General features: G+C 71.1%; 15 protein-coding genes and 1 pseudogene. 4 read left to right on the forward strand and 12 right to left on the reverse strand.

What is annotated here, in order from left to right; all coding sequences use genetic code 11:
• Positions 1–310: 310 nt before the first annotated feature.
• From K8940_RS09920 to K8940_RS09960, 9 genes are read right to left on the reverse strand one after another with little or no spacing between them, the layout of a single operon-like run.
• Entirely contained in the window at positions 311–1,042 is a 732-nt protein-coding gene (locus tag K8940_RS09920) for a hypothetical protein (RefSeq protein ID WP_223395178.1), read from the reverse strand.
• Positions 1,039–3,207 (reverse strand): hypothetical protein, encoded by a 2,169-nt coding sequence (locus K8940_RS09925; RefSeq protein ID WP_223395180.1) that lies wholly within the window; start codon positions 3,205–3,207, stop codon positions 1,039–1,041. Before K8940_RS09925 ends, K8940_RS09920 begins: the two co-directional genes overlap by 4 nt.
• On the reverse strand, positions 3,204–3,599 hold the full coding sequence (locus K8940_RS09930) for a hypothetical protein (RefSeq protein ID WP_223395182.1): 396 nt from the start codon (positions 3,597–3,599) through the stop codon (positions 3,204–3,206). Before K8940_RS09930 ends, K8940_RS09925 begins: the two co-directional genes overlap by 4 nt.
• On the reverse strand, positions 3,596–6,184 hold the full coding sequence (locus K8940_RS09935; protein ID WP_223395184.1) for a hypothetical protein: 2,589 nt from the start codon (positions 6,182–6,184) through the stop codon (positions 3,596–3,598). The genes K8940_RS09930 and K8940_RS09935 overlap by 4 nt, the downstream gene beginning before the upstream one ends.
• Entirely contained in the window at positions 6,181–8,949 is a 2,769-nt protein-coding gene (locus K8940_RS09940) for a hypothetical protein (protein WP_223395185.1), read from the reverse strand. Before K8940_RS09940 ends, K8940_RS09935 begins: the two co-directional genes overlap by 4 nt.
• A complete protein-coding gene (locus K8940_RS09945; RefSeq protein WP_223395186.1) occupies positions 8,946–9,500 on the reverse strand; it encodes a hypothetical protein in 555 nt (184 codons plus the stop codon). Before K8940_RS09945 ends, K8940_RS09940 begins: the two co-directional genes overlap by 4 nt.
• On the reverse strand, positions 9,497–11,065 hold the full coding sequence (locus tag K8940_RS09950) for a GTPase (protein WP_223395187.1): 1,569 nt from the start codon (positions 11,063–11,065) through the stop codon (positions 9,497–9,499). The genes K8940_RS09945 and K8940_RS09950 overlap by 4 nt, the downstream gene beginning before the upstream one ends.
• Positions 11,062–12,591, reverse strand: a complete 1,530-nt coding sequence (locus tag K8940_RS09955; RefSeq protein ID WP_223395188.1) for a hypothetical protein — start codon at positions 12,589–12,591, stop codon at positions 11,062–11,064. The genes K8940_RS09950 and K8940_RS09955 overlap by 4 nt, the downstream gene beginning before the upstream one ends.
• On the reverse strand, positions 12,588–13,223 hold the full coding sequence (locus K8940_RS09960; protein WP_223395189.1) for a hypothetical protein: 636 nt from the start codon (positions 13,221–13,223) through the stop codon (positions 12,588–12,590). Before K8940_RS09960 ends, K8940_RS09955 begins: the two co-directional genes overlap by 4 nt.
• A 396-nt stretch (positions 13,224–13,619) precedes the next feature.
• On the opposite strand from K8940_RS09960, the gene K8940_RS09965 reads away from it, so the two are divergent.
• Positions 13,620–14,300, forward strand: coding sequence for a heavy metal response regulator transcription factor (locus K8940_RS09965; protein WP_223395190.1), 681 nt, complete (start codon positions 13,620–13,622; stop codon positions 14,298–14,300).
• Positions 14,297–15,733, forward strand: coding sequence for a heavy metal sensor histidine kinase (locus K8940_RS09970; protein WP_223395191.1), 1,437 nt, complete (start codon positions 14,297–14,299; stop codon positions 15,731–15,733). Before K8940_RS09965 ends, K8940_RS09970 begins: the two co-directional genes overlap by 4 nt.
• On the opposite strand, the gene K8940_RS09975 is transcribed toward K8940_RS09970, so the two are convergent.
• From K8940_RS09975 to K8940_RS09985, 3 genes are read right to left on the reverse strand one after another with little or no spacing between them, the layout of a single operon-like run.
• Positions 15,730–17,115: an efflux transporter outer membrane subunit gene (locus K8940_RS09975; protein WP_223395193.1), complete on the reverse strand. Its 1,386-nt coding sequence runs from the start codon at positions 17,113–17,115 to the stop codon at positions 15,730–15,732. The two genes, K8940_RS09970 and K8940_RS09975, sit on opposite strands and share 4 nt — an antisense overlap.
• On the reverse strand, positions 17,102–18,280 hold the full coding sequence (locus tag K8940_RS09980; RefSeq protein WP_223395195.1) for an efflux RND transporter periplasmic adaptor subunit: 1,179 nt from the start codon (positions 18,278–18,280) through the stop codon (positions 17,102–17,104). The genes K8940_RS09975 and K8940_RS09980 overlap by 14 nt, the downstream gene beginning before the upstream one ends.
• Positions 18,273–21,455: an efflux RND transporter permease subunit gene (locus K8940_RS09985; RefSeq protein ID WP_223395196.1), complete on the reverse strand. Its 3,183-nt coding sequence runs from the start codon at positions 21,453–21,455 to the stop codon at positions 18,273–18,275. Before K8940_RS09985 ends, K8940_RS09980 begins: the two co-directional genes overlap by 8 nt.
• A gap of 250 nt (positions 21,456–21,705) precedes the next feature.
• On the opposite strand from K8940_RS09985, the pseudogene K8940_RS09990 reads away from it, so the two are divergent.
• Both K8940_RS09990 and K8940_RS09995 read left to right on the forward strand, forming a co-directional pair.
• A pseudogene (locus K8940_RS09990) lies at positions 21,706–22,539 on the forward strand (SDR family NAD(P)-dependent oxidoreductase).
• Positions 22,540–22,678: 139 nt separating this feature from the next.
• Entirely contained in the window at positions 22,679–25,600 is a 2,922-nt protein-coding gene (locus tag K8940_RS09995) for a TonB-dependent receptor domain-containing protein (RefSeq protein WP_223395197.1), read from the forward strand.
• Positions 25,601–25,791 lie beyond the last annotated feature (191 nt).

Here is a 25,791-nt window from a genome sequence, read left to right on the forward strand (position 1 = left end):
CGGACGGTGCGGCTTCTGGCAAGCTAACCTCGACACCCATTTGGACCGCGCCTTGACCTTGGGATGGCGACGACCTCCCTGTAATTTCCACTCGGGTGCAACATGGTGCGCCAACGGTCTTCCGTGATTTTTGCGTTAAGATTTTGAACTGTAAGGATATATCTCGCCCAAAAGCCGTCTGAACGGCTGTGGCGTGGAGCGTTCGCGAAGGTGACCGCATGCAGGCGGCTCAGGACGCGGCGCCTGGCGGAGCTGTCGCTGAGGGCGCTGCGCCCTAAGCCTCTAGCGACCATCGTCGTGGCGCCGAGGTCTAGCTGCGAGGCTCGCCGTCCTCCCAGAAATAGGCGTCGCGCACCGGATCGTAGAAGTAGAAGCGCCCGATGCGCCGGTCGAAGAACTGGCGGCGGTTGAGCTCATAGGGTCTTGCCGTGACCGGCGGCGGCGCTTCGCTGCGATCGGTGACGATGTCGCCGTTCGCGTCGGCGGGGCCGGCGGCGCGATCGACGGTGCGGGCGGGCGCTTCGTAGAAGACCGTGCCGCCGGCTTCGCCTTGCACGGTGGCGGCGAAACGAGAGGTGTCCGCGCCGACCAGGGTGATCAGCTTGGCGAACCGGTTAGGGCCATACTTCTCGTCGTCCGCCACGTCGAAGTCCAAGTGCAGCAGCACCTCGCAAAGGAGGCCATTGCGCCGGACCTCCTGGGTGATCCGGGCGACGCCGGCGAGGCGGTCATGCACCTCTTCGCGGCACGCCGCGTTGTTGGGCCACAGGTAGTAGTAGCGTCCGATCAGGTCGTAGTTGGCGTTGGATTCGTTGCGCCGCTTCAGGTCATAGACCGCGACCACGTCTCGCCCGCAAGGATCGGCGGCCTGGGGCGTCATCCGCTGCACCCCGCGATACGAGGCCTTGAAGGCGATGGAGTCGGCGAACTTCTGCGCCTGGTCGCAGTCGCCCCGGAACGCGCTTTGGGCATGAGCCTGGGTCGTCCCCGCCAGGAGCACGGCGGCCGCCGCCGCCACGAAGGATCGCGTCGTGTGGGTCATGGTCTGGTTCCTTGGCAGGTGGCGACGGCGCGCACCTGGCAGTAGTTGACGCCATTGGGGCAAAGGGTGTCGCCGGGACGGACCGACAGGACCTGGCCGCCTTCGCTGTCGCAGGCGGCCCGGCCGGCCAGTTCCACGGCCGAAGAGAAGTCCGTCGCCGGATCGACCTTGATGAAGGTCGAGGCCGTCCAGGTGCGCAGGGCCGGGCGCGGCGCCGGGGGCCGCGTGGGCGTGGTCGCGGCGGGACGGGGCGCTGGAGCGGGCGCGGGCTTTAGGGGCGCGCGGCCAATGGGCGGCGAGGGCTTGGGCGGTGGCGTCTTGGCGGGCGGCGCCTTCGCCTTGGAAGCGGGTTTCTTCTTGAGCGGGGGCTTCTCCGCCGGCCTCGTTTCCACCGGCTTTGGGGCGGGCTTTTCGATCTGGGGTTTCTGCGGGATCTCGGGTTCGACGGGGGGCGGCTTGGCGGCCGCGTCGACGCGGGCGAGGCCGCGTTCGGCTTCACGCTGCAGGGCCGAGCCATCCCCGAGCTGGGCCACGCGGGCGTAGAGACCGCGCGCCTCGGCCAGCCGATCGGCGTCGTCGCCGGCCTGCGCTTCCAGAAGCTGGCCGAGGGCTAGTACAGCGTCGGCGCGGCTGCCCGCGGCGGCCTGGCGCAGGCGCGGCTCGGCGGCGGCGGGGTTCGGCGCGCGTCCCCCCTCGCCATGGGCCAGCATCTGGCCGAGGGCGAGCGCCGCGTCGTCCCGAGCCCGGGCCGTGTCGGGGCGACCGTCGTCGTCGGCTTCGGCGGCGCGCTGCAGCCAGTCCAGGGCTTGGTAGGCATAGGCGCCACGATCCGGGTTGGCCGTCTCGCCAGCTCGCAGGCGATAGAAGGCGCCCAGTCGTTCCATCGCGGCCGGCTCGCCGGCCGCTGCGCGGGCCGTGGTCTGGGCGTTGAACCTTTCCGGCAGTCGCAGGCCCTGGGCCGGCGCGTCCGCGCAACGTAGTCGCCAGCCGTCGGCGGCCGCGAGCCATCGGCAGCCGGCCGGCGCTGCCGGGGTCTCGGGCGCATTGGTGCGAGGCGGCGCCGGCGGTCGCGAGAGGAGCTTGGGCGTGACCAGGGCGACGGCGGCCAGGGCCGCGAGGCCGCCGGCGGCCGCCCACCAGCCGAGCTTCCTTGGGGATGGCGCCGCGCGGCCCAGCGTCAACGGCGCCTCGGCGTCCGCCGCGATCGCCGGAGGCGGCGGGGCGACAGCCGGCATGGGCGGCACGTCGAGCGGTTCGGCTTCCGGCGCTGGCGTGGGTTCATCGAACCAGACGGTCGTTCCGGGCTCGGCTCGAAGATTCAACCCGGCCAGCCAAGCCGCGGCGCTTGCCGGTCGCGCCTCCACGGCCGGCGCGAGGCCGGCGTCGATCCCGGCGCGCAGGGCGGCGGACACGGGAATGTCGTTCGGCCAGACATTGTCGCCGGCGACACGGGCGGCGAGATTGGCGGCCGGCGGCGCGCGGCCGGTCAGCAGGCGCTGGAGCAGGGCGCTGGCGGCGTAGAGGTCGGCGCTTGGGCCGATGGCGTGACGCAGGGCGCCGTCATGGGCTTCCGGCGGCGCGTAGCCAGGCTCGACCAGGCCTTCCTGGCTGCGCAGCGCCCGGAAGAAGGGACGGCGATCGACCATGAACCCCGTCAGCCGCACCTCACCGCCATCGATCAGCACGGCGCGTGGCGACAGGTCCCCGTGAACGATGCCGGCCGCGTGTAGTTCGCCCAGCGCCCCGGCTAGGCGACGAGCGAAGGCGGCGACAACGGGCTCGGCGACGGCGGCGGGATGATCGGCCAGCCACGCCTCGAGCGTGAGGCCCGCCGGCGCTTGCAGCCAGAAGATCCCGCTCGGCGTCCGGGCGACGGCCTCTACACCCTGGGCCGCGCTCGGCGCTACTGCCTGGAGCCGCCGACCGAGGGCCTCGAACGCGTCCGCCGCCGTTGCGTAGGCGATGCTCGCCTCGGGGATCGCCGTCAGGCGTCCGCCGACTTCGCGCACCGCGCCGGCCGGGAAGAAACGCACCGCGTGCAACGGCTCGCCCTCGACGGCGAACGTCTCCAGGGCGCCTTGGCAGTGCAGCGCCCGCAGCCGCAGGGGCTTGCGAAAGCCGTCGAATTTCAGGCGCAGCGGCGACTCGGCCGGGAGGAACGTCATGGAGCGGCTCCGCAGTCGGCCATGGCCCGCGACGCCGCCTCGATGATCCGATCGGCCTCGGGCGGCGAGGGGGTGTCGATCGGCACGAGCGCGACGCGGATCGGCGTGGCCGAACCATCTCGACGCCAAACGCTTTCAGCCCCGCCTCCGTTGAGGGCGAGGGTGGCGCGCATCAGGGGCGGGTCGGCGGCGAGGCCGGAACAGGCGAAGAAATGCGGCCAGTCGCGAGCGGCGGGGCTGTCGCCCACGACAGCGACGGTGAGCCAGCGGGGAGCCCTGGACTCGACGCTGGGCGCGGGCGAGGGCCTGCCCATCCAGGCGCCCAGTGCGATCGCGGCGAGCCAGAGTACGGCGGGGGCGGCGATGGCGAAGGACGGCGCGTAACGCTTCATGGCTGGCCTCCCGCGATCCAGGCATGGGCGGCGGGCGAGCGCAGGATGGCGGCGGCGACCGCTAGCGCGGGGGTCTCGGCTTGGCGTTTGTCCTGAAGATTGACCACGATGGTCAGCCCCCGCACCGGCTGCCCGCCCGCCTGACGCACGGCGGCGACGGCGATGGCGTGACCGTCGAGCAGAGGCGGCTCGACCGCGCGGATCGGCAGCTCGATTACCCGACCGTCGGGCAGCGGCGTGAAATCGGTCGGCTGACAATTGCGATAGCCGCACGCGAAGCGCTGCATCTCCTCGGCCGCCTGCCGCGCCAGGTCGCGCCGGCCACTGACACGAACCCGGCAACGGGTCTCTTTGAGGCTCAGGATCTGGCGCGTCGCTTCGACCTGGTCGCGCGGCGCGGCCAAGCCGAACTTCAGCACGCCGGCCTTGGCGTCCCAGCGCAGTCCGCAATCGCCGTGAGCCAGTTGCCGCAGCAAGGCCGCGCCCGGCTCGGTCGGAATCTCGCCGGCCACCTTCATGGTGCCGGTCTTGCCCAGCAGCGTGACGTCCGAGTCGTAGCCCATGCTGGCGAATTCTCGGCCGAGCCAGCCGGCGGTGCCGCTCCTGACGACGCGGGAGAGGCCGTCGAGCACCGTCGCGCGAACTTGCGGATCGCGCATCCGCAACATGGGGGGCGGCGGACCTGCGGAGCTCGGGGTGAAGCGGGCGCGCACCTGGCGGCCGGTGACGATCCGCGAATAGACCTCGGCCATCTTGATGGCGCTCCAGGTCGAGCGGCTGCCGCCAAGAACGGCCATCAGATAGTCATTGCGGAACGAGGCGATGGCGTCGAAACCCAACCGCTCGCGCTCGGGCGACGCCCCCGCCAGGGGCGAGGCGCAGGGTGGCGTCGCGCCGGTCAGGCCGCGCCAGACGGCGACGTCGTAGCGGCAGCCGCCCCCCTGGCCGGCGTCGAGTTCGAACAGCCTGGCCAGGCGATCGGCCCAGGCCGGACCGCGTCCGGGCGGCGGCTGCAAAACCCAACCGAACGGCCCTGGCGCGGTCGCCTCGCCGAACACCGGCAGAGGCGGCGTGTCGGTGCGATCACGGCCCTCCAGGGACCAGGCCTCGACCGGCGGCGGCTGGGCGCGTGTCGACCCCAGGGGCGCGGCCGGGTCGCGATAGGCCAGCATCATCAGCGCCAGGGCGTAGCGGTTGTTGGAATGCTCCAGGAAGGTCGGGAAATCGGTCATGCCCAGGCCGTGGTTGTCGAACCCGCCCTTGCCGAGGTCCATGCCGAGCACGGTGCGGATGCGGCCGGTGGCGCCGCCCTGGATCTTCAGGGTCGCCAGGCCCGGATCCGCGTCGAGGATCGCCAGCGAGAACGGCCCCTTGACCATGGAGCCGACAGGCAGGCGCTCGAAGTTGTGGTTCTGCGAGATCAGGTTCTGACCACGACGCGTGCGGCGCTGGGCGGGGGTCAGTTCGGCTTCGGCCAGTGGCCAGGACGCGACGGCCAGAACCTCGCCGCTGGTGGTGTCCATGACCGTCACCGCGGCCTTGAAGGCGTCGCCGGCTTCGGTCTTGGTCCCAGGCGCCGCGCTGGCGCGCACGATCGCGGCGCCGCTCGCCAAGGCGTCCTGGGCGACTTGCTGCAGACGCGCGTCGAGCGACAGGCGCAGAGGCGTCGGCGGCCGGCCGGCCATGGCGCGCTCGATCGGCTGGGCCAGGGGCTGCAGGGCGGGAAAGTAGGTCCGCGCGCCCGTGGGCTGGGTGTGGGCGATGTCGGCGGCGCCGCCGTCGAGGCGTAGGCGCAGCACCGATTGGCCGGTTCGCAGGGTGAGGGTCTCGCCGGGCGGCAAGGGGGTAAGGGTCACCTCGCCGTCGGCGCGCGGGCGCACGTCCTGGCCGCCGACCCGGATGTCCAGGAGGGACGGGGTCTGCACGCGCACGATGGCCTGGTCGCCGACCAGGATCACCGAGCCGACGGCGTGCGGTGGGGCTTCGCCGTCCTTCAGGCAGATGGAGAGGGCGCGGCGCGGCTCCGGCGCGGCGGCCCGGCGCGTCGGCATCAGGATGTCGCACGCGGCGGCGGGCGCGCCCTGGGGTTCCAGGCGGATCGGAGCTGGCGGCGGGTCGCCCAGCGGCTGCAGCCTCAGACCCGGCGAAGCGCCGCCTCGAAACAGAATTGGTCCGGCCCAGGCGCCGCCGCCGGTGAATGGACGGTCGATGTGGTGGGCGTAGGGATCGATGCCTTCGATCCATTGACCATCGTCACTGAGACGCCAGACCGTCGGGTCCTGCAGGTCGGCGCGCAGATAGGAGGCGTTGACGAAGGCGCGCAGGCGCGGATCGGCGCCAACGGGACCGTCGCGCAAGGCGATCCGCGGCTCGCCGTCGGCGTCGTAGCGCACCGACAGCCATTGTCGCTGGGCGATGGCGTCGACCAGGCGGTCATAGCCGTTGGCGAGACCTTGCCCCGGCGGCCGGCCGAGGGCGGCCAGCAGGGCGGGCGCCGCCGCGACGAGGGCGACGATCGCGGTCAGCGGCGCGGCGACGGCCAGGGCGCGGATCCAGCGCGGCCCGGTTTTCGGACGGCGGGTCATCGCCTTGCCTCCGAAGGTCGCTCAGCCAGTCCCCAGACGGCAAGGGCGATGAGGATCGCGCCTTCCAGCAGGTCGCTGCCGGAGGTCGGCGCCAGGAGATAGACGTTGCGGCCGGTGAAGGGGACCAGCTGCAGATTGGCCAGGGTCATGTAGGCGGCCGCGCCGAACAGACACCACAGGGCTAGCAGGCCGGTGACGCGCCGCGCGTCCAGGGCGGCGGCGCGCGTGACGGTCCAGACGGCGATGGGCGCGCCGGCCAGCACGGCCAGGAACAGGCCGGTCGCCAGGCGGCCGAACGGGGACATCAGGTGGACAGCGGTCAGGTTGTCGGTGGCCTGGACGGGCTTGAGAGCGGTCAGGTTGGCCGGCGACAGATAACCGCGTCCGAACAGGGAGCCGGTGTAGTCCGAAAGCTGGGCCGACCAGATCTTGAGGGCTTCGGCCTCGGTCGAAACGTCGGCTCCGAGGGCTTCGGGGGCGGCGATCAGGTAGAGGCGGAGCAGGTTCTGGCTCGTCTTCGCCTGACGATCCAGCGTCGCCAGGGCTTCCTGGTCGCTAAGGCTTCCATGCATCTGCGTGGTCTGGCCAAGGCGATTGGATTGGGCGGCGCCGACGGCGCCCAGGGCGGGCAGGACGAGCAGGACCGCCATCGCGGCGGCGGTCGGCGCCGTCCACGGTAGGCGCGCGACGAAGCCGCGCCAGGCCAGGGCGGTGGCGACCCCGGCGATCGGCAGGAACATCAGCGCGTAGCCGCTGTCGCGCACCGTGAACGGGACGGCCAAGGTCGCCACGGCGAGCAGCGCCCAGAACAGGATCGGCCGCCCCCATCCAGCCGACCAGGCCTCGGGAGCCGCCAGCAGGCGACCGAAGCCGAGCAGGATCAAGGGCGTGTAGGCGACGCTGATCGCCAGCACGGTGACCCCGAAGTCGACGCGTTCCTTCCAGCCGATCGCGCCGAGGGCCAGGCGCACGGCGAGCACGATGACGAGCAGGACGACGCCGGAGGACCAGGCGGAGCGGGAGGTCGGGCCGGCGCGTCGCCAGCGGTCCGCGATACCTGAAAGGCGCGAGGCGCGCGCGCCCTTGGCCGGAGGCGCGGCGGCGGCCCGCCAGAACGTGGCGAGGCCCCAGGCGGCGATCAGAAGCAGGCCGAGAACACTAATATGATGGGTCCAGGCCAGCCCGGCGACGGCGGTCAAAGGCGGAGCCAGATCGAGCGCCAGATCACCCGGCTTGCGGGGCTCGTCGGCCCTGGCCCAGGCCAGCAGGGCGGCGGGAACGGTGACATAGGCGAGCGCGGAGTCGCCGAGGATTTCCCGCCAGTCGAGCGTCGGGTCCGCCTCCGCCGCGGCGAGGCCTATGAGCAGGCGCAGGGCCAGCAGCAATTGCAGCAGGCCGAAGATCGTCCAGAGGGCCGGGCGACGGTGGAAGAGGCCTTGGCAAGCCAGGAGAAGGCTGGCGGTCCAGGCCAGGACGATCAAGAGCGCCGGCCAGGGCGTCGTCAGCCGGTCCAGCGTCAGGTGAGCCGTCCGCAGGGCGGGGACGGTGGCGGGGGCGTCCAGCCTGGCCCGGGTGAAGCGCTCGCAGGTCGGTCCTTGCGGCAAGGCTGGCGCTGTGCGCAGGGCGTCGGCGGTGAGCCCGCCAACCACGGTGGCCTCGAGCGTAAGGCGACGCGCCGGTCCGGAGCGCTCGCAACGCCCGGCGATCTCGGTGGGTGGCGTGGCGAAGGCGACCTCGGCCTGGCCGTCGCGCTCGGCCAGGGTCAGGCTGCGCCTCAGCTGCAGGCGACCGCGGCGCGCGTCCGGCCCATCAAGCACGCCGTCGACGAAGCGCGGCTCGAAGATCTCCGCCTGGATTCCGGTTCCGAGCGGAATGGCGGGCGGCGGAGCGTAGGGAACGACCCGACCGTTTCGCGCGATGCGCGCGCCGGGGTCGGCGAGAATGATCGACCAGGCCGAGCCGCCAAAACCCCCTTGCTGGAACAGGAAACTGCGAGCGGGCGCGCGGGTCGCGCCCTTGCCGACGCAAAGCCAGCGGTCGCAGTCGGTCAGCACGCCGCGGGCTCCGCCAGCGCCAGGCCGGGGGAAGAAGTCGCGCAGGGGATGGATCGCCTGGGCCGGGGTCCAATCGTTGACGCCGCTGAACGCCAGGAGGGTCTTGCGCTCAGGCATGGGCGGACCGGTGATCGCTCCGGACTTCGCGACGACCGCGCCGTCACGCCAGTCCGCCGGCGCGAAGGCCCGCCCGTGTAGCACCGCCCAGGCGGCGCCCTCGCGCTCGCATGGGGCCTGGACGCACACGGCGTCGCCTTCGGCGAAGGTGAGGGCGGAGGGCCAGGAGAGCCGTCGTCCCTGGCGCAGGCCGACCACGGCTTGCGGCGGCGCAGCGTCGGAGCCCGCGACGATGAGAGCCAGGGGCGGGGCGTCGGCGTCGCGCGAAAGGTCTGGCTGCACCGTGGCGAAGCCAGCGGGCAAACGCGTCGCGACGAGGTCGTCGCGGGCGGCGTCGCCCCCCAGGCTGAGGGGGAACTGGCGAACCTCGGCCGTCAGCCGCGACAGCGACAGGCGAAGATCGCCGGTGCGGCCCTGGACGGCGGCCGTCAGCAGGCATCCCACGACCAGGACGGTTGGGGCCGCGACGCCGACGGCCAGGGCCGCGACCCGCGTCGCAGAGGGCTTGCGCCGTGCTCCGGCGCTGTCCGTCGCCACACGCCAGAACGCCAATCCGAGCGCCAGGCAAACCAAACCCAGCAAAGCGCTGCTCATCCGGTGCCCGCCCTCCGCGCCGCCCCGAAGGTGGATCGACCGAGCAGCCGCCAGCGGTCATGCGCGCGCTTCAAGGCCACGAGCTGCGACAGCGCCAAGCCGATCGCCGCGATCGACAGGGTGACCAGGGATGGCCAGCCGAGGCGCGGGCCCAGGACCACGATCACCGGTGACACCGAGGCCACGCGCTCGATCGGCGCGCCGCAGAGGGCGGGGTCGTTGCGCACGAGCGCCCGCCGCGCCTCGCGAAAGGCCGGGTCGGCGTCCATGCCGCTCCCCTGGCAGACCTCGCGCTTCAGCGTCGCGCCCTGCGGCGTGTCGCCCAGGGCCGCGAGGCGCTCGACGAAGGCGGGGGTTGGCGACGACCACGGCTCCAGCTGCGAGAGGCCCAGGCGCTCGATCCACGCCCCTCCGCCACGGGTCGGCGCCGCGCCGACCGTCGCCGTTCCAAGGCCCGGCGTCAGGCCGAAAGCCCAGGCGAGCACGATCACACCCAGCGAGGCCGCGAGGCCCCTGGCGATCAACACCCCGGCGCCGCCGTTCCGACTCATGGCGCGGACTCCGCGACAGGCGTCTCGGCCGGCGGCCGGCGCCGGAACAGGCTCGCCACGCCGTCCCAGGCGCGGCGCTTCTCGGTATGTTCCTTGAGGCGCAGCAGAGCGCGGATCAGTTCGGTGACCCCAACGTGACTGAGCCGGTAGTTGATGGTCGTCGAGCCCCGCGCCACCCCCTCGAAGGCGGTGGCGAACTGGAAGCTGGCCAGGGCGAACCATTCGTCGATCTGGCGGGCGACCCCGGGGCGCAGGGTGTTGAGCATCGCGAAGGCGTCGGCCTTGCGTGGTTCGCGCCGGAGGATGCGCAGTAGGTGAGCCGCCTGCGGATGACCCTGCAGCAAACGGCGTATGGGCAGCTGCACCGCGTCCGAACGGTGGGTGAGGTCGTCGCTCTTGGAGAGGACGATGAACATCGGCTTGGTCGGCTTCTTGCGCTCGGCGTCGCGACTCCGGTCGAAAACCGCGTAGGCGTCGATCGACGGGTCGAGGTCGGGGCCGCCGCGCTCGTCCATCACCACCATCAGCTGGGCCATCAGGCCCACGCCGCTGATGTATTCGCCCAGCTCCTCGTGCTTGGAGGCCAGGCGATGCAGCGCCTGCTCGACGCCGCCCTCCAACAGCCGCTTGCGCTCTCGGACGAGGGTCTTGAGCTTGGTCTGGGCTTTGCCGTCTCCGCCATCCGCCGATTTGCGCGCTTGCGAGATCTGGCGCTTCAGCAGGTCGACGCGGTCGATCAGCGCCTGGGCTGGCGGCAGGCTCGCCAAGTCGACAGGCGCCGTCTCGCCAGCGGCCGAGCGTCTCCATAGGACGTCGTGGGCCAGTTCCGAAAGCAGGGTCTCGTCGGCCGGCAGCAGGGTGAGGAAGGCCTGGCCGGTATGGATCACGTGCCGCATCAGCGTGTTGGCCTCGCCGAGGAACGAGCCCTCCACGGCGCGCAGGAAGCGCTCGCCAGGGATGTCGATGACGTAGAAGTCGTTCTCGCCCTTGCGGAAGCGGTGGGCCGTGAAGAGCGTGGTGTTCTCCACGTCGCCGGGCGGGGCGCGGCGTGGATAGCAGGCGTAGGCGTCACCCTCCTGCAGTTCGTACTTCAAGCGATTGAGAAACCAGGTCTTGCCTGCGGTCGGGAAGCCGAGCAGCACCACGGTGAACACGCCGGATTCCCGGATACGGCGCAGGGTTTCGACGTCAAGTTCGCGGCCGCCCTGGCCGATAATGGGCGCGATGGCGGCGGGCTCGGTCCCGGTCGACGCGAAGGTCGTCGGTTCAGCGGCGGCGGCCGCCGCCTGATCGACCTTCTGTTCGACGAGTGCGCGAAGGCCCTCGCTCATGCCCTCGGGCGGCTGCGGCGCGGTGGTCGGGATCGCCGGCGGTTCGGCCGGGGTCTCGGGCGGCGTCAGGCGGCGCAAATTGTCGATCACCTCGCCCATGGTCGTTCCGGCGGCGGGCGCATCGAGCGCGCTGACGGCCGACGTCGCCGCTCGTCCCTCGGCGAGGGCGCAGTGGGGGCAGTCGACGAAATCCTCGCCGGAGAACGTGTTGGTGCAGATCTCGCAGTAGATCATCGCGCCGTCCTCCCGTCCTTCTCGGCGGCCACCAGGGCCCAGGCGGCGCGGGTGAGCTCGACCGGGCGACGGGCGTGGCGCAGGCCGGCCGGAACGGCCCGAACCGTCAGGATGGCGGACAGTTCGGGAGCGAAGGTCCTGGCGGCCGCCAGGACCGTGCGGTCGGCGAGGGCGGCGTCGGCGTCGCCTGGTGGGGCGGCCAGCAAAGCCGCGAGGACGACGCGAATTCGAGCGCCCTCCTGGATGGGACGCAGGCATTGCAGGCGCAGCAGCGTTCCGACGAGCCGCCGAGCGTCTTCATCGCCAAGATCGGCGAGGGCGACGTCGAGCACTGCGTCCAGAAAGGCGGGGCCGGCCGCGGCGAGGGTGTCGGCGAAGGCCGGGTCCATGGCGAGGCTGGCCGCCCACGCCCGAGCCACCTTGGCGAGATCGAGGCGATGGACGATGTCGCCCAGCCAAGCGGCGACCTCGGGCTTGGCCACCACGGCGTCGAGCCCGCGCAGGGCGACGGGGGACACGCCATCGGTGAGCCCGCGCACGTAGAAGGCCGCGCCTTGCGCGTCGGCGACGGCCACCAGGGCGTCGAAGGTCTCGGACACGCCGTCGCGCAAGGCCTGGCTGACCGGGTCGGCGCCCTCGGCGTGGCGCATCACCGCGCGAAGCAGCTCGACCATCGCCGTGGGCTTCAGGCTCGCGCAGGCGCTGGCGATCTCTTCGAACATCACGTCGCCCGCGGGCAGGCGGGCCTTGTCCTGGGACCATTGGGCCGAGCGCAGGGCGTTGGCGGCGGGCTCCCGCTCGGCGATGGCGGCGAGCTTCAGCCACGCCTTCCAGGCCAGCGGCGTTTCGGCGGCGGCCTGCAGTGACGCCAGTTCGTGGCTCGCTTGAAAGGCGGCCGGGCTTTCGGCCGAGGCGTGAGTGACGAGCTTGAACGTCCGGGCTGGGTCCAGGGCGCCGGCCGGCGCGATCAGGCTGGTGCTGGCCCAGCCCATGAGGCTCGCCCGCTGGGCGGGCGGATCGACGCCCTCGACCAGGGCGCGCAGCACGACCTCCGGATCCTCGTCGCCGACGTCGATGGCGATGTCGCTCCAGCCAACCCGGGGATTGGCCATGGGCGGGGGGGCGGATCTCGCCAGGTCGGCCGGCGACACCGGTAGGAGCGACGAGCCGAAGGTCGCGTCCTCCGGCTCGGGCAGCAGGCTCAGCAGGCGAGGCGACGCCCAGTCCAGGGCTTCGAGCAGGGCGGAGTCGGCGACAATCAGGTGCGCGACGGCCACCGGACCAAGCTCGCCTTCGCCCATGTGGCGGGCTCGCACCACGGCGAAGGACGAGCCATCGGCGGCCAGCGGCAGCATGGCCGTGAAGCAGGGACGTCGCAGCATGGCCCATCCGGCCAGCGAAAGGGCGAAGTCGGCGAGGCGCGCCTGACTCTCCGACGTCAGGCGTGGACCGGCGTAGCGGCGCAGGCCGTAGTTGCGGCCCTGGGCCTTCGGGCCGATGACGGCGGTCGGAACCAGGACGGTCATGGCGTCGTCCCCGGCGTGGCGGCGGGCGGCGTCGCGGTCGCGCCTACGGGCTGGGTCGAGCGGGCGGCGCTGTCGTTGGCGGGCGCCGGACGGCCCAGTTCGCGCGGACTGGGCCGCGAAGGGGGCGCGGCGCTTCGCGTGGACCGCTCGGCGCGGACGGTCGGCACAGGCGTCGACGCCTGTGCGCGCGGCGTGGAGGAGGTCGGGGTCGGCGGCTCGGCGCTCGGGGCGAGGGGCGCGATGGGGGCTGTCGCCGCCGTGGCGGCGGGCGCGGGGGGCAGGGCATCCTCCCGCCGGCCGGTCTGCAGGCCAAGCATGAAGGCCACGACAAGCAGCGCCATGGCGACGAGGCCGACGACGCCCAGGCCCCAAGGCCGCATGCGCCAGACAACAAGCCCTCCAGCCCGGTCACGACGTTCGAGCGCCTCGGCGATCTGGTCCGCGGCCTCTGTGGCGAGGACCTGATGCTGTTCGGCGACGGCGCCGCGGGCGGCGTCCCCGACCGCGCGCGTAAGGGCGGTCGACATGGGTCCGTCCGGGTCGTCCTTCACCGCCTTCCCGGCCCATTCCAGGATCAGGATCGCCAGTTCGCGCCGCAGAAGTTCGACGTCTTGGAAATGGCCGTCCGCCATTGCTCGGTCCTCATCGCCGTCAGGCAAGGTGCGGACGTCCCCGAGCCGATCAGGGGGCTCGTGGTCCGCGTGGACCGAAGCATTTCCTTTCCAACATGAAGCGCGCCTGAACGAGCTTGACCTTGGGCGAGCGAACCGGCGGGTTCGTCGGTGCGGTTGTCGAGCTCACATCCATCTCTGGATTGCTCGGACGGGCCCCGGGCGACCGCCCGGGTTCGGGTCAGAAATGTCATCCGGCTGTCAGCGTGCCGACCCAGGGGTCCAGCCAGGATCGAAGACGTCCTCGTTCCGCCGCTCGGCGATCCCCCCAGCATGGCGGTTGGAGCGAGGACATCCTATCCTGTCGGCCCGGAACGCCCGTCGCGTCCCGGCTTGCCGCCCGTGGAATGCCTGGCCATGAAGATCCTGATCGTGGAGGACGAGCCCAAGACCGTCGCCTACCTGCGCAAGGGGCTGACGGAGCAGGGCTACGCGGTCGACTTCGTAGCCAACGGCGAGGATGGCCTGCACCTGGCCCAGACCCTCGACTACGACGCTATCGTGCTGGACGGCATGCTGCCGGGGCTGGACGGGATCGAGGTGTTGGAGCGCCTGCGCCAGAGCCGCCAGACGCCGGTGATCATGTTGACCGCCCGCGACAGCGTCGATGATCGCCTGAGGGGACTGGGCGCGGGCGCGGACGACTATCTGGTCAAGCCGTTCTCGTTCCTGGAGCTGCTGGCCCGGCTGCAGGCGATCACCCGGCGCGGGCGCAGCGAGTCGACGACCATCACGGTGGGCGACCTGCACCTGGACCTGCTGGCCCGCCGCGCGACCCGGGCGGGCAGGCGGCTGAACCTGACGGCCAAGGAGTTCGCCCTGCTGGCGGTCCTGGGCCGGCGCCAGTCGCAGATCGTCTCGAAGACGATCATCACCGAGCTGGTCTGGGACATCAATTTCGACACCAATACCAATGTGGTCGAGGTCGCCATCAAGCGGCTGCGGGCCAAGATCGACGGCATGTTCGAGACCAAGCTCCTGCACACCGTGCGCGGCATGGGCTATGTCCTGGAGCATCGACCGGAGGGAGCGCCATGACCGTGACCCCGACCTCCATCGCCGGCCGTCTGGCCCTGATGTTCGCGATCGCCACCAGCCTGGTTTCGGTCCTGGCGGGGGTGGCGATCTTCGGTTTCCAGAGCCTGGAGCTGAAGCGCCACCAGGCCGAGGAGCTCAGCGCGCGTTCGGAGATCATCGAGGCGATGATCCACCGCCTGGAGGATCCGACCCGTTGGCCCTTGATGACCGACAAGCTGAAGTCGTTCACCCCGGCCGACGGCAGCATTCGCTACCGGATCGAGAGCGCCGACCCGCGCTTCCGGTTCATGCCGGGCAAGGCGCTAGAGCCGGCGCGTGACGGCTTCGGCGTCATTCACGCCGACGGCAAGCGGTTCATGACCCTGGCCCGCCATGTTCCGGCCTACGGACGCCGCCCCGACGTGCGGCTGGTGATCGCCGCCGACACCGCGCCGTTCGACGCCTCGCGCTATGTCCTGGGCGTCGGGGTGCTGGCCGTCTCGATCTTGACCATCGCCCTGGTCAGCCTGCTGGGCTGGTGGATCGCCCGCCGGGGCCTGGCGCCGGTCGACCGCCTGTCGCATCGGGCCGGCGCGCTGAATCCCGCCGACCTCAGCCTGCGCATGCCGACCCGGGACCTGCCGGCCGAACTGGTCGGGCTGATGACGGCCTTCAACGGCGCCCTCGACCGCCTGCAGGGCGCCTATGAGCGTCTGGCCGCCTTCAACGCCGACGTGGCGCACGAGCTGCGCACGCCGCTGGGCAACCTGATCGGCCAGACCCAGGTGGCGCTGTCGCGGCCGCGTCCCGCCGACGAGCTGGAGGACGTGCTCCACTCCAATCTCGAGGAACTGGAGCGGCTGCGCACGATCATCAACGACATGCTGTTCATGGCCCGCGCCGACCAGGGCGCCCTGGCGGCCAATCTGGCGCCGCTGTCGCTGGCGGCCCTGAGCCATAAGACCGCCGATTTCCTGGATGTGTTGTTCGAGGACGCCGAGGTGAAGCTGGAGGTGCGGGGCGACGCCATCGTGGTCGCCGACGCCTCGCTGCTGGGTCGGGCGGTGACCAACCTGCTCGACAACGCCATCCGCCACGGCGTCGACTGCAAGACCGTGCGGGTGACCATCGAGACTCAGGACAAGGGGGTCTGCCTGTCGGTGCGCAATCGCGGCGGCCCGATCCCCGAGGCGCACCTGGCGCGGCTGTTCGACCGCTTCTACCGCCTGGACCGGGCCCGCGAGCACAGCGGCGAGATCCACGGCCTGGGCCTGGCGGTGGTCAAGGCCATCGTCGCCATGCACGGCGGTTCGGTCTTCGCCCGCTGCGAGGGCGGCGAGGTGCTGATCGGCTTCCTGCTGCCGCGCCCCGAGGGGATCATGCCCGACGACCGGGCCGAGCGCACGACGTCGACTCCGCCGCGCGCGGAGTCGACGGTGACCGAGGCGGCCTAAGCCGCCGGTGGCGCGCTCCAGCCGCCGCCCAGCGCCCGGATCAGGTCGACGCTGGCCGACAGGCGGCGGGTGCGCAGGTCCAGCGCGCCGCGTCGCGCCTCCAGCTCGGCGGTCTGGGCCGTGACGACGTCCAGATAGCTGGCCGCGCCCTCGCGATAGCGGGTGGTCGCCAGGGCGCTGGTGCGCGCGGCGGCGGCCACGGCCTCGTCCTGGCGGTCCTGGGCGGCGGCCAGGCGGTTGGCCAGCACCATCTGGTCCTCGACCTGGCGGAAGGCGTCGAGCACGGTCTGGCGATAGCCGGCCGCCGTCTCGTCGAACACCGCCCGGCTGCGGGCGACCTCGGCCTTGCGCGCGCCGCCGTCAAACAGCGGCAGGGCGGCCGACAGCGGGCCGAGGGCCCAGATGTGGTTGGCGGCGGTCAGCAGCTCGCCGCCCGAGGACTGGTAGCCGCCAGTCGCGGCCAGGGTCACGCTCGGGAACCAGGCGGCGCGGGCCACGCCCACGCGGGCGTTGGCCGCCGCCATCCGACGCTCGGCGGCGGCGATGTCGGGCCGGCGCTGCAGCAGGATGGAGGGGGCGCCGACCGGCGTGGCCGGGGCGTCCCGCAGGCCGGGCGCGGCGGCCAGGGCGAAGGTCGAGGCCGGCTCGCCGACCAGGACCGCGATGGCGTGCTCCAGGAGGGCGCGGTCGGCGACCGCCTGCTCGTACTGGGCCTGGGTCGCGGCCAGCTGGGTCTGGGCCCGGCCGGTGTCCAGGGCGCTGGCCGCGCCGCCGGACTGGCGACGGCTGGTCAGGTCCAGGGCCTGGCGATAGGCCTCGACCGTCGAGGCCAGCACCGCGATCTGGGCGTCGGCCCCGCGCAGGCTGAAATACGTATCCGCCAGCTGGGCTTGAATACTGAGGCGCACGCCCGCCAGGTCGGCGGCGCTGGCCTGGGCGTCGGCGCGCCCGGCGGCGGCCAGGTTGCGCACCCGGCCCCACAGGTCCAGCTCGTAGGCCGCGGCGGCGGTCACGGTCGTGGTGTCGAAGCGGCCATTGGCCGGGGTGCGCTGGCGCTCGACGCTGGCGTCGACTCCCAGGCTGGGCCACAGGTCGCTGGCGGCTTGGCGCGACAGGGCGCGGGCCTGGTCGTAGCGGGCGGCGGCGGCGGCGAGGTCGGCGCTGCCGGCGTCGAGCCTGCGCTCCAGCCCGTCTAGCACCGGATCCTGGAACGTCGCCCACCAGGCGCCGGCGGGCGCGACCTCGGCGGCGGCCGGGGTCCAGGGGCCGATGTCCCGGAAGGCGGCCGGCGTCGCGGGCGTCGGCGGGGCATAGGCCGGGGCCGTCGAGCAGCCGGCCAGCGCCAGGATCAGGAACGCGGGAGAGAAACTAGCCGCGCGCACCGGCGCCTCCCTTCGGGCGGACCGGATTGACCTTGTCGCCGTTGGCGATGGCGTCGGGCGGACTGCTCACGATCCAGTCCGAGGCGGCGACGCCGCCGGCCAGCTCCAGGTCGGCGCCGTAGTCGCGGGCGATGCGCACGGGGCGCACGCGCACGGTGTTGTCGCGGTCGACCACGGCGACGGCCGTGCCTTCCTTGCGGAACAGCAGGGCGTTGGCCGGCACGCGCACGGCGGCCGTTCCAGCGCCCGTCGCGCCCTTCAGGTTCAGGCTGACCTGGGCATAGGCCCCGGGCTTGAGCTGGCCGCCGATATTGTCGACCTCCAGCTGGACCAGCATGGCGCCCGACTGGGCGTCCACGGCGTCGGCCGAGCGGGCCAGGCGCGCCGGGAAGGTCTGGTCGGGCAGTTCGGGCGTCGTGAACGTCGCGGTCATGCCCGGCCGGATCTGACCGGCCAGGCTTTGCGGCACGCTGACATAGAGCCGCAGGCGCCGCGTGTCGGAGACCGTGAACAGCGGCGAGGGCCGTCCGCCGCCGGCGCTGATCAGGTCGCCCTGGTCGGTGTCGCGGCTGGTCACCACCCCGTCGAACGGAGCGACGATCCGCTTGAAGGCGGTCAAGGATTCCAGCCGGCGGACATTGGCCAGGGCCTCGTTGCGCATCGCCTCGCGGGCGGCCAGGTCGCCTTGGCGCTCGTCGGCCTCCTGCTGGGAGACCGCGTTCTCGCCGACCAGCCGCTTCCAGCGCGCGGCGCTGGTGGCGGCCAGGTCGCGCTGGGCCGAGGCCGTGGCCAGGGCCGCGCGGGCGGCCACCAGCTGCTGGTCGACTTCCGGCGCGTCGATCTCGGCGAGCACCTGGCCGGCCTTCACCGGCTGGCCGATGTCGACGTACCAGCGACGCAGATAGCCGTCGGTGCGGGCGAACACCGGGGCCTCGGCCCAGGGCTGCAGGCGGCCGGGCAGCACCAGGGCCGCGTCCTCGCCGCCGCCAGGCTGGACGACGTTGACCGTCGTCACCGCGCTGGCCTGGCTGGTCTTCTTCAGGTCCTGGCCGGCCATCAGCCGCGAGGCCGTCCCGGCGGCCAGGATCAGGACGAAGCCGGCCGCGCCGATCAGGGCGAGGCGCCGCAGACGCTGCGGACTGGTCTTGGGCAAGGTGTCAAGCATGGGTGGCGCCTTCGGGGGAGGCGGCTTTCGCGTGGGGGCGGCGGCCGTGAACGATGGAGAAGATGGTCGGGACGAACAGCAGCGAAGCGCAGGTGGCGAAGATCAAGCCTCCGATCACCGCGCGGCCCAGCGGAGCGTTCTGTTCGGCGCCTTCGCCCAGGGCCAGGGCCATCGGCGCCATGCCGATGATCATGGCCAGGGCCGTCATCAGCACCGGGCGGAAGCGGGTGACCCCGGCCTCGAACGCGGCCTGGACGGCGTCGCCGGTGGCCTCGAGTCGCTCGCGGGCGAAGCTGACCACCAGGATCGAGTTCGCGGTCGCCACGCCCATGCACATGATCGCACCGGTCAGGGCCGGCACCGACAGCGGCGTCCCGGTGGCGAATAGCATCCAGGCGATGCCGGCCAGGGCGGCGGGCAGGGCCGAGATGATCACGAACGGGTCCAGCCAGGACTGGAAGTTGATCACGATCAGCAGGTAGATCATCACCACCGCGCCCAGCAGGCCCCAGCCCATGCCCGAGAAGGCGGTGTTCATGGTCTGGTACTGGCCGCGCAGGGTGACGCGGACCTTGGCGGGCTTTTCCTTTTCCAGCTTCTCCAGGATCTTCTGGATGTCGGCGGCCACACCGCCCAGGTCGCGGCCCTGGGTGGCGGCGAAGACGTTGATCATCGGCTGGATGTTGTACTGCGAGACCACGGCGGCGGTGGATCCGCGGCGCAGGTCGCCCAGGCCGCCCAGCACCTGCGGCGCCTGTTCGGGGACGCGGGCGCCGCTGACCGGGATCGCGCGCAGCTTGTCGAGACTGTCCAGCATGTATTCCGGCGTCTGGGCCACCACCGGGTACGAGACGCCGTTGGTCGGGTTCAGCCAGAACACCGGCGCGGCCTGGGCGCTGCCGGCCACGGCGCCGGCCAGGCTGGCGGTGACGTCGCGCTCGTCCAGGCCCAGGGCGTGGATGCGGGTGCGGTCGGCGTCGAAGCGCAGTTCGGGCGAGGCGACCGGCTGCTGGATGCGGACGTCGGCCACGCCGTCGACGCCGCGGATCGCCCGCAGGATCTTCTGGGCGTAGGCCTGGTTGGCCGCCATGTCGCCGCCGGCCACCTGGATGTCGATCGGGGCGGGGCTGCCGAAGTTCAGGATCTGGCTGGTGACGTCGGCGGGCAGGAACGAGAAGGTCGCGTTGGGGAACGCCTTGGGCAGTTCCTCGCGCAGGGCGCGGACATAGCCATCGGTGGGCTTGTGGCCCTTCTTCAGGCTGATCAGGATGTCGCCGTCCTGCGGGCCGATGGTGCCCGAGGCGTTGTAGGCGACGTTGATGCCGCTGGTGGAGAGGCCGATGTTGTCGACGATGGTGTCGACCTCACCGGCGGGGATGATCGCGCGGACCTGGCGCTGGATGCGGTCGAACAGCGCCGCCGACTCCTCGATCCGCATGCCCGTCGGGGCGCGCACGTGCATGGCGATCGAGCCCGAATCCACCGCCGGGAAGAAGTTGCGGCCCAGGAACGGGACGAGGCCGAGGCTCAGCAGGGCGAAGCCGAGGAAGCCGGCGACGAAGACGCCGCGCGCCCCCAGGGCCACGCCCAGAAGGCCCGAATAGGCGTCGCGCACCTTGGAGAAGCCGCGCTCGAACTCGCGCTGGAAGCGAACCAGCCGGTTGGCCGACGGCGCCGTTTCGTCATGCGGGACATGCGGCTTCAGGAGATAGGCCGCCATGGTTGGGACCAGGGTCCGCGACAGCAGGAACGAGGCGACCATCGCGAACACCACCGACAGGGCCATGGGCACGAACAGGAAGCCCGAGACGCCCGGCAGGAAGAACATCGGCACGAAGACGATGCAGATGCACAGCAGGCTGACGAAGGCCGGGGTCACGATCTGGGCCGCGCCGTCCAGGATCGCCGTCTTGACGTCCTTCCCGTGCTCCAGGTGCCAGTTGATGTTCTCGATGGTGACCGTGGCGTCGTCGACCAGGATGCCGACAGCCAGGGCCAGGCCGCCCAGGGTCATGACGTTCAGGGTCTGGCCGAACGCCGACAGGGCCGCGATCGCCGCCAGCACGGCCAGCGGGATCGAGACGGCGATGATCACGGTCGAGCGCCACGAACCCAGGAACAGCAGGATCATCAGCGAGGTCAGCACGGCGGCCAGCGCGCCCTCGTGGACCACGCCCTCGACGGCGGCCTTCACGAAGGTCGACTGGTCGTTCAGCGGCGTGATGCTCAGTTCCGGCGGCAGTTGGGCCTTCAGTTCCGGCAGGGCGGCCTTGACCCCGTCGACGATGGCGATGGTCGAGGTCGCGCCCGACTTCAGCACCGTCATCAGCACCGAGCGCTGACCGTCGACGTGGACGACGTTCTGCTGCGGGGCCGAGCCGTCGCGCACGTGGGCGACGTCGCCGATGCGGATGGTCGCGCCGTTGACGGTCTTGATCGGCAAGGCGTTCAGCTCGTCGACCGAGCCAGGGGCGTTGTTCAGGCGCAGCGCGTACTGGAACTCGCCGATCTTGACGAAGCCGGCCGGGGTGATCTGGGTCTGGGCCGCGATGGCCGCCCCGACGTCGGTGGCCGACAGGCCTTTGGACAGCAGGGCTTGGGGATCGATGTCGACCTGGATCTGGCGGGTCTTGCCGCCGAACGGGAAGGGCAGGGCCGCGCCGGGGACGGTGACCAGGCGCGTGCGGATGAAGTTCTGGCCGAGGTCGTAGAGCTGCTGCTCGCTCATCCCCTGGCCCGAGAGGGCCAGCTGCACGATCGGCACGGTCGAGGCGTTGTAGTTGAGGACCAGCGGCGGGGTGGTGCTGGGCGGCAGCTGGCGCAGCAGGGTCTGGGAGATGGCGGTGATCTGGGCGTTGGCCAGGCGCACGTCGGCGCCGGGCTGGAAGTAGATCTTCACCACCCCGATGCCCTGCAGCGAGGTCGCCTCGATGTGGTCGATGTCGTTGACCGTGGTGGTCAGGGCTCGCTGGTAGGGCGTCAGGATGCGGCCCGACATGTCGGACGGCGACAGGCCGTTATAGGTCCAGGCGACCGCGACGACGGGAACGCGGATGTTCGGGAAGATGTCGGTCGGCGTGCGCAGGATCGCCAGGACGCCGACGATCAGGATCATCGCGGCCATCACGACGAAGGTGTAGGGACGCGCCAAGGCCGTCCGCACAAGCGAGATCATCTGAAATTCCGTCGTTGCGGAGGGGAGGTTGGCCACGGTCTACCAAGACCACGCGGTCGGTAGGCTGACGGCTGCCTGACAAGACGGTCAGCAAGCGCGCGATCGGACGATGCTGGCCTTCAAGTCCCTCGCCTCGGCGTCGCGCTTCCGTCTCGAGCAAGCGCCTGAAACTGACTCATGTCTTGGTCGGCGAAACGCCGGAGACGGATGACCTCCGACCGCGTCGATCCGGAAACTCGCGGGGACAAAGATGCAGCAGGCCGACCTCTTCAACATCGAGGGCCATGTCGCCGTCGTCACCGGGGCGGCCTCGGGTCTCGGTCTGGCCTACGCGGAGGTCATGGCGCGGAACGGCGCGATCGTGGTCCTGGCGGACCTCAATCCCGCGACGCTCGACGAACACGTGTCGCGGCTACGGGCCGAGGGCTGCGCGGTCGAGGGCGTCGTGGTCGATGTCGCGGACGCCGAGGCCCTGCGAGTGGCCATCGACGGAGCCGCCGAGCGCCATGAACGGCTAGACTAACTGTTCGCCAACGCCGGGGTGAGCGGCGGTCTTGGCACGCTGGTCTCGCAGGATGGGGCCATCGACCAGTTCGACTTGGCGGTCTATCAGCGCGCCGTCGACATCAACCTGACCGCCACGGTGCTGGCCCTGCGTTTCGCCGCGCCGCACATGAAGCGCGCCCGGTCCGGAAGCATCGTCATCACCGCCTCGATCGCCGGTCTCCAGGCCGAGCCGATGTGCGGCTATGGCTATGTCGCGGCCAAGGCGGCGGTGATCAATGTGGCGCGGCAGGCGGCGGTCGAGCTCGCGCCGTTCAATGTGCGGGTCAACGCGATCGCGCCGGGGCCCTTCCTCACCAACATCGGTGACGGACGGCTGAAGCAGCGGCCTGAATTGCAAAAGTTGTTCGCCGACATGGTCCCGCTGGGGCGGGTGGCCGCGGCGGAGGAGATCAAGGGGCTGGCCCTGCTGCTGGCCTCGCCGGCAGGCAGTTTCATCACCGGCGCGGTGATCCCCGTCGACGGCGGCGCGACCTGCGTCTCCACCCGTGGGAACTACGCGGCGCTGGCGGCTTCCTGAGGGCCGCGCGGCGGAAAAGGTCGTGCCGCTGCGAGCAAGTGCTGGCGAGTATCCATGCGTAACCCTACCCCTAGACATAATAAGGGAGGGGAAGTTGCTAAGGATTGCGAGTCTCGTTTCGACGTCTTTGTTCGCCCTGATGACGGCTAGCGCCGTGGCGGCGCAAACCACCCCGCCCAGCCCAGGCGGTTCTGATGCGCGGGCATCCGAACCGGTCGCGGTCGAGGAGGTGGTGGTCACTGGTTCGCGGGTGCGCACGACCTACAATTCGCCCACGCCCGTGAACGTGGTCGGCGCCGAGCGCATGCAGCAGCTGGCGATCCCGGACGTGGCCACCGCCTTGAACCAGATCCCATCGTTCCGGGCCACGGCGTCGGCGTCGACGATCCTGTTCCGGGTCAACGGCGCGATCGGCGGCAACACGCCCGACCTGCGGGGGCTGGGCACCAGCCGCACCCTGGTGCTGGTCGACGGCCGCCGCTTCGTGCCCAGCCTCGACTCCGGCGGTGTCGACCTGAACAGCGTGCCCAACGCCCTGGTCAAGCGCTCGGAAGTCGTTACCGGCGGCGCTTCGGCGGCCTATGGGGCCGACGCGGTGGCCGGCGTGGTCAACCTGATCCTCGACACCAAGTTCAATGGCTTCAAGATGGACGCCAGCGCCGGTGTCAGCGAGCGCGGCGACGGCAAGAACTACTTCTTCTCGGCATCGGGCGGACGTGGTTTCGCCGGCGATCGCGGCCACATCATCGGCGGCGTCGAATACCGGCAGGACAAGGGCGTCGGCAACTGTTTCGAGCGCGACTGGTGCGCCAGGCGGACGAACTTCGTGCCCAACCCGGGCTATATCGGCGGCGTCAGCACCAATGGCCTGCCGGCCACCCTGGTGCTGGACAACGTCTACTTCGCCTACGCCCCGACCGGCGTGCTGATGAGCGCCGTTCAGACGGTCGGTGGGGTCAAGACGACCCTGGGCCAGCAGGTCAACAACACCGGCGCCACGGCGCTGCCCGCCGCCTTGCGCGGCTTGCAGTTCAACACCGCCGGCGACGCCCTCGTACCGTTCAAGTTCGGCGACTACCTTTCCGGCACCTTCATGCAGGGCGGCGACCCGGCCGCCAGCAACAACTGGGGCTGGGGCAACCCGCCGCTGGTCACGCCGACCTCGCACGCCTCGGGCATGGTCCATGTCGACTATGATCTGACGCCCAAGACCCAGGCGTTCGGCGAGTTCATCTTCAGCCGCACCAAGGGCGGCCCGGTGCGCACCTCGGTGCTGCTGCAGGCCCCGGCCGGCGGCTCGGCCGGCATCGACATCAACAACGCGTTCATCTCGCCCACGGTGCGGGCCCAGATCCTGACGGCCAATCCGAACATCACGGCGATCAACGTCAACACCGCCGTCGCCCAAGGCGGAGACACGGTGGTGGCTTCCAGCACCAACGACATCTACCGTTTCGTCACCGGCCTGAAGGGGGAGCTCTTCAAGGACTGGCGCTGGGACGCCAGCTATGAGTACGGCCAGACCGACAGCGATACGATCGTCAAGAACACGCGCCTGGCCTCGTTCGATACCCAGGCGACCAACGCCATCACGCCGCCGGCCGGTTACACGGGGACCACCTACCGCACGCCCTGGGGCGCGCCGGTGATCTGCGCCTCGTCCGTGGCCAATCCCAACGACGGCTGCCTACCCGTTGACCTGTTCGGCGCGAACCTCAGTCCCGAAGCCAAGGCCAAGTACTTCAAGGACGAGTGGCAGACCCGCAAGATCACCCAGCACGACGTGATGCTGAACGTGCGCGGTTCGCTGTTCAATCTGCCGGCTGGTCCGGTCCAGGTGGCGTTCGGCGGCGAGTTCCGTCGTGACGAGGTCTCTGGCGACGTGGACCCGCTGACCAAGGCCGGCCAGTTCGCCGCGCCCCAGGTCACGGCCCTGCCGCAGATTCTGAGCAAGGTCACCGAAGGCTATGTCGAGGCCAACATTCCGCTGCTGGCCGATCTGCCGCTGGCCAAGACCCTGTCGGTCGACCTGACCGGCCGCGCCACGCACTACAGCAAGTTCGGCAACGCCAAGCCCTGGAAGGTCGGCCTGGAGTACCAGCCTGACGACCAGATCCTGGTGCGCGTGACGCGCTCGGCCGACATCCGCGCGCCGTCGGCGGCGGAGTCCAACCCCAACACCGTGCAGACCTTCCTGCCGCTCAACGATCCGTTCAGCGGGAGCAACCATCTGATCGGCGCTCTGGCAGGCGGCAATCCGAACCTCGAGCTGGAGCGGGCCAAGACCACCACGGCCGGCGTGGTGCTGAAGCCGAACTTCCTGTCCGGCTTCCACGCCTCGGTGGACTGGTACGACATCACGGTGCGCAACGCGATCGACTCGGTCTCGGCGCCGAACATTCTGTCGGCCTGCGCCACCAAGAACCTGCTGTGCAACCTGATCACCTTCAGCGGCGCGGCCAAGGCCAGCCCCGTGGTGTCGGTGCTGTCCAACTTCCAGAACGTCGCCGAGCTGCACGCCGAGGGCTACGAGTTCCAGTCGGACTATACGATCCCGGACGTCTGGGACGGCGTGATGACCTTCCAGCTCAACGCCAACTACGTGAAGGACCTGAAGTCGATCGGCGGCACGGGCCTGGTCACCCGCATGAACGGCGTCACCGGCAACGCCGGCTCGCTGGCCGGTATCGCGGGCGTGCCGAAGTACAAGATCGACGGCGTGGTCTCGTACACGCGCCCGAATTGGGGCCTGGCCGCGCACGCGCGCTACATTCCCAAGAGCATCCTGGATCCGACCAAGGTCGGGCCCGAGGATGAGGGCTACAACGTCAACCTCGCCACCAGCATCACCACCAATCGGGTCAGCTCGCGGTTCTATCTGGACCTGTCCGGCTCGGCGCAACTGCCGGCGCTGTTCGGCAGCAGCAAGACCGAGCTCTATGGCGGGATCACCAACGTGTTCGACAAGTCCCAGCCGCCCGAGCTGCGCCTGTTTGGTAACCCGCTGCAGTACGACACGGTGGGCCGCGCCTTCCGAGTAGGGGTCCGGGCCGCCTGGTAGGCGCGAAGCCCGACCGCAGACGGCGCCGCTTTTCCTTCCTCCTCGGGCGGCGCCGATCTTCCTTCCATCCCGATGCGGGGTCCTGCGGGACCCGCATCGGGATTTTTTGTGTCGGAAGCATCGCGGCGCCGAGAGGGCGCAAAGCAAAACGCCCACCCCGAGGGGCGGGCGTTGCAACAATGCGCGGAAGA

It is taken from the genome of Caulobacter segnis, from assembly GCF_019931575.1.
GTDB classification, from domain to species: Bacteria; Pseudomonadota; Alphaproteobacteria; order Caulobacterales; family Caulobacteraceae; genus Caulobacter; species Caulobacter segnis_C.

Excerpts from the sequence above, each read along its gene's own strand:
- K8940_RS09960 (WP_223395189.1), bottom strand. The coding sequence starts at position 13,223 with ATGGCGGACGGCCATTTCCAAGACGTCGAACTTCTGCGGCGCGAACTG.
- K8940_RS09940 (WP_223395185.1), bottom strand. The coding sequence starts at position 8,949 with ATGAGCAGCGCTTTGCTGGGTTTGGTTTGCCTGGCGCTCGGATTGGCG.
- K8940_RS09965 (WP_223395190.1), top strand. The coding sequence starts at position 13,620 with ATGAAGATCCTGATCGTGGAGGACGAGCCCAAGACCGTCGCCTACCTG.
- K8940_RS09950 (WP_223395187.1), bottom strand. The coding sequence starts at position 11,065 with ATGATCTACTGCGAGATCTGCACCAACACGTTCTCCGGCGAGGATTTC.
- K8940_RS09955 (WP_223395188.1), bottom strand. The coding sequence starts at position 12,591 with ATGACCGTCCTGGTTCCGACCGCCGTCATCGGCCCGAAGGCCCAGGGC.
- K8940_RS09920 (WP_223395178.1), bottom strand. The coding sequence starts at position 1,042 with ATGACCCACACGACGCGATCCTTCGTGGCGGCGGCGGCCGCCGTGCTC.
- K8940_RS09935 (WP_223395184.1), bottom strand. The coding sequence starts at position 6,184 with ATGACCCGCCGTCCGAAAACCGGGCCGCGCTGGATCCGCGCCCTGGCC.
- K8940_RS09985 (WP_223395196.1), bottom strand. The coding sequence starts at position 21,455 with ATGATCTCGCTTGTGCGGACGGCCTTGGCGCGTCCCTACACCTTCGTC.
- K8940_RS09945 (WP_223395186.1), bottom strand. The coding sequence starts at position 9,500 with ATGAGTCGGAACGGCGGCGCCGGGGTGTTGATCGCCAGGGGCCTCGCG.
- K8940_RS09995 (WP_223395197.1), top strand. The coding sequence starts at position 22,679 with ATGACGGCTAGCGCCGTGGCGGCGCAAACCACCCCGCCCAGCCCAGGC.
- K8940_RS09970 (WP_223395191.1), top strand. The coding sequence starts at position 14,297 with ATGACCGTGACCCCGACCTCCATCGCCGGCCGTCTGGCCCTGATGTTC.
- K8940_RS09930 (WP_223395182.1), bottom strand. The coding sequence starts at position 3,599 with ATGAAGCGTTACGCGCCGTCCTTCGCCATCGCCGCCCCCGCCGTACTC.
- K8940_RS09980 (WP_223395195.1), bottom strand. The coding sequence starts at position 18,280 with ATGCTTGACACCTTGCCCAAGACCAGTCCGCAGCGTCTGCGGCGCCTC.
- K8940_RS09925 (WP_223395180.1), bottom strand. The coding sequence starts at position 3,207 with ATGACGTTCCTCCCGGCCGAGTCGCCGCTGCGCCTGAAATTCGACGGC.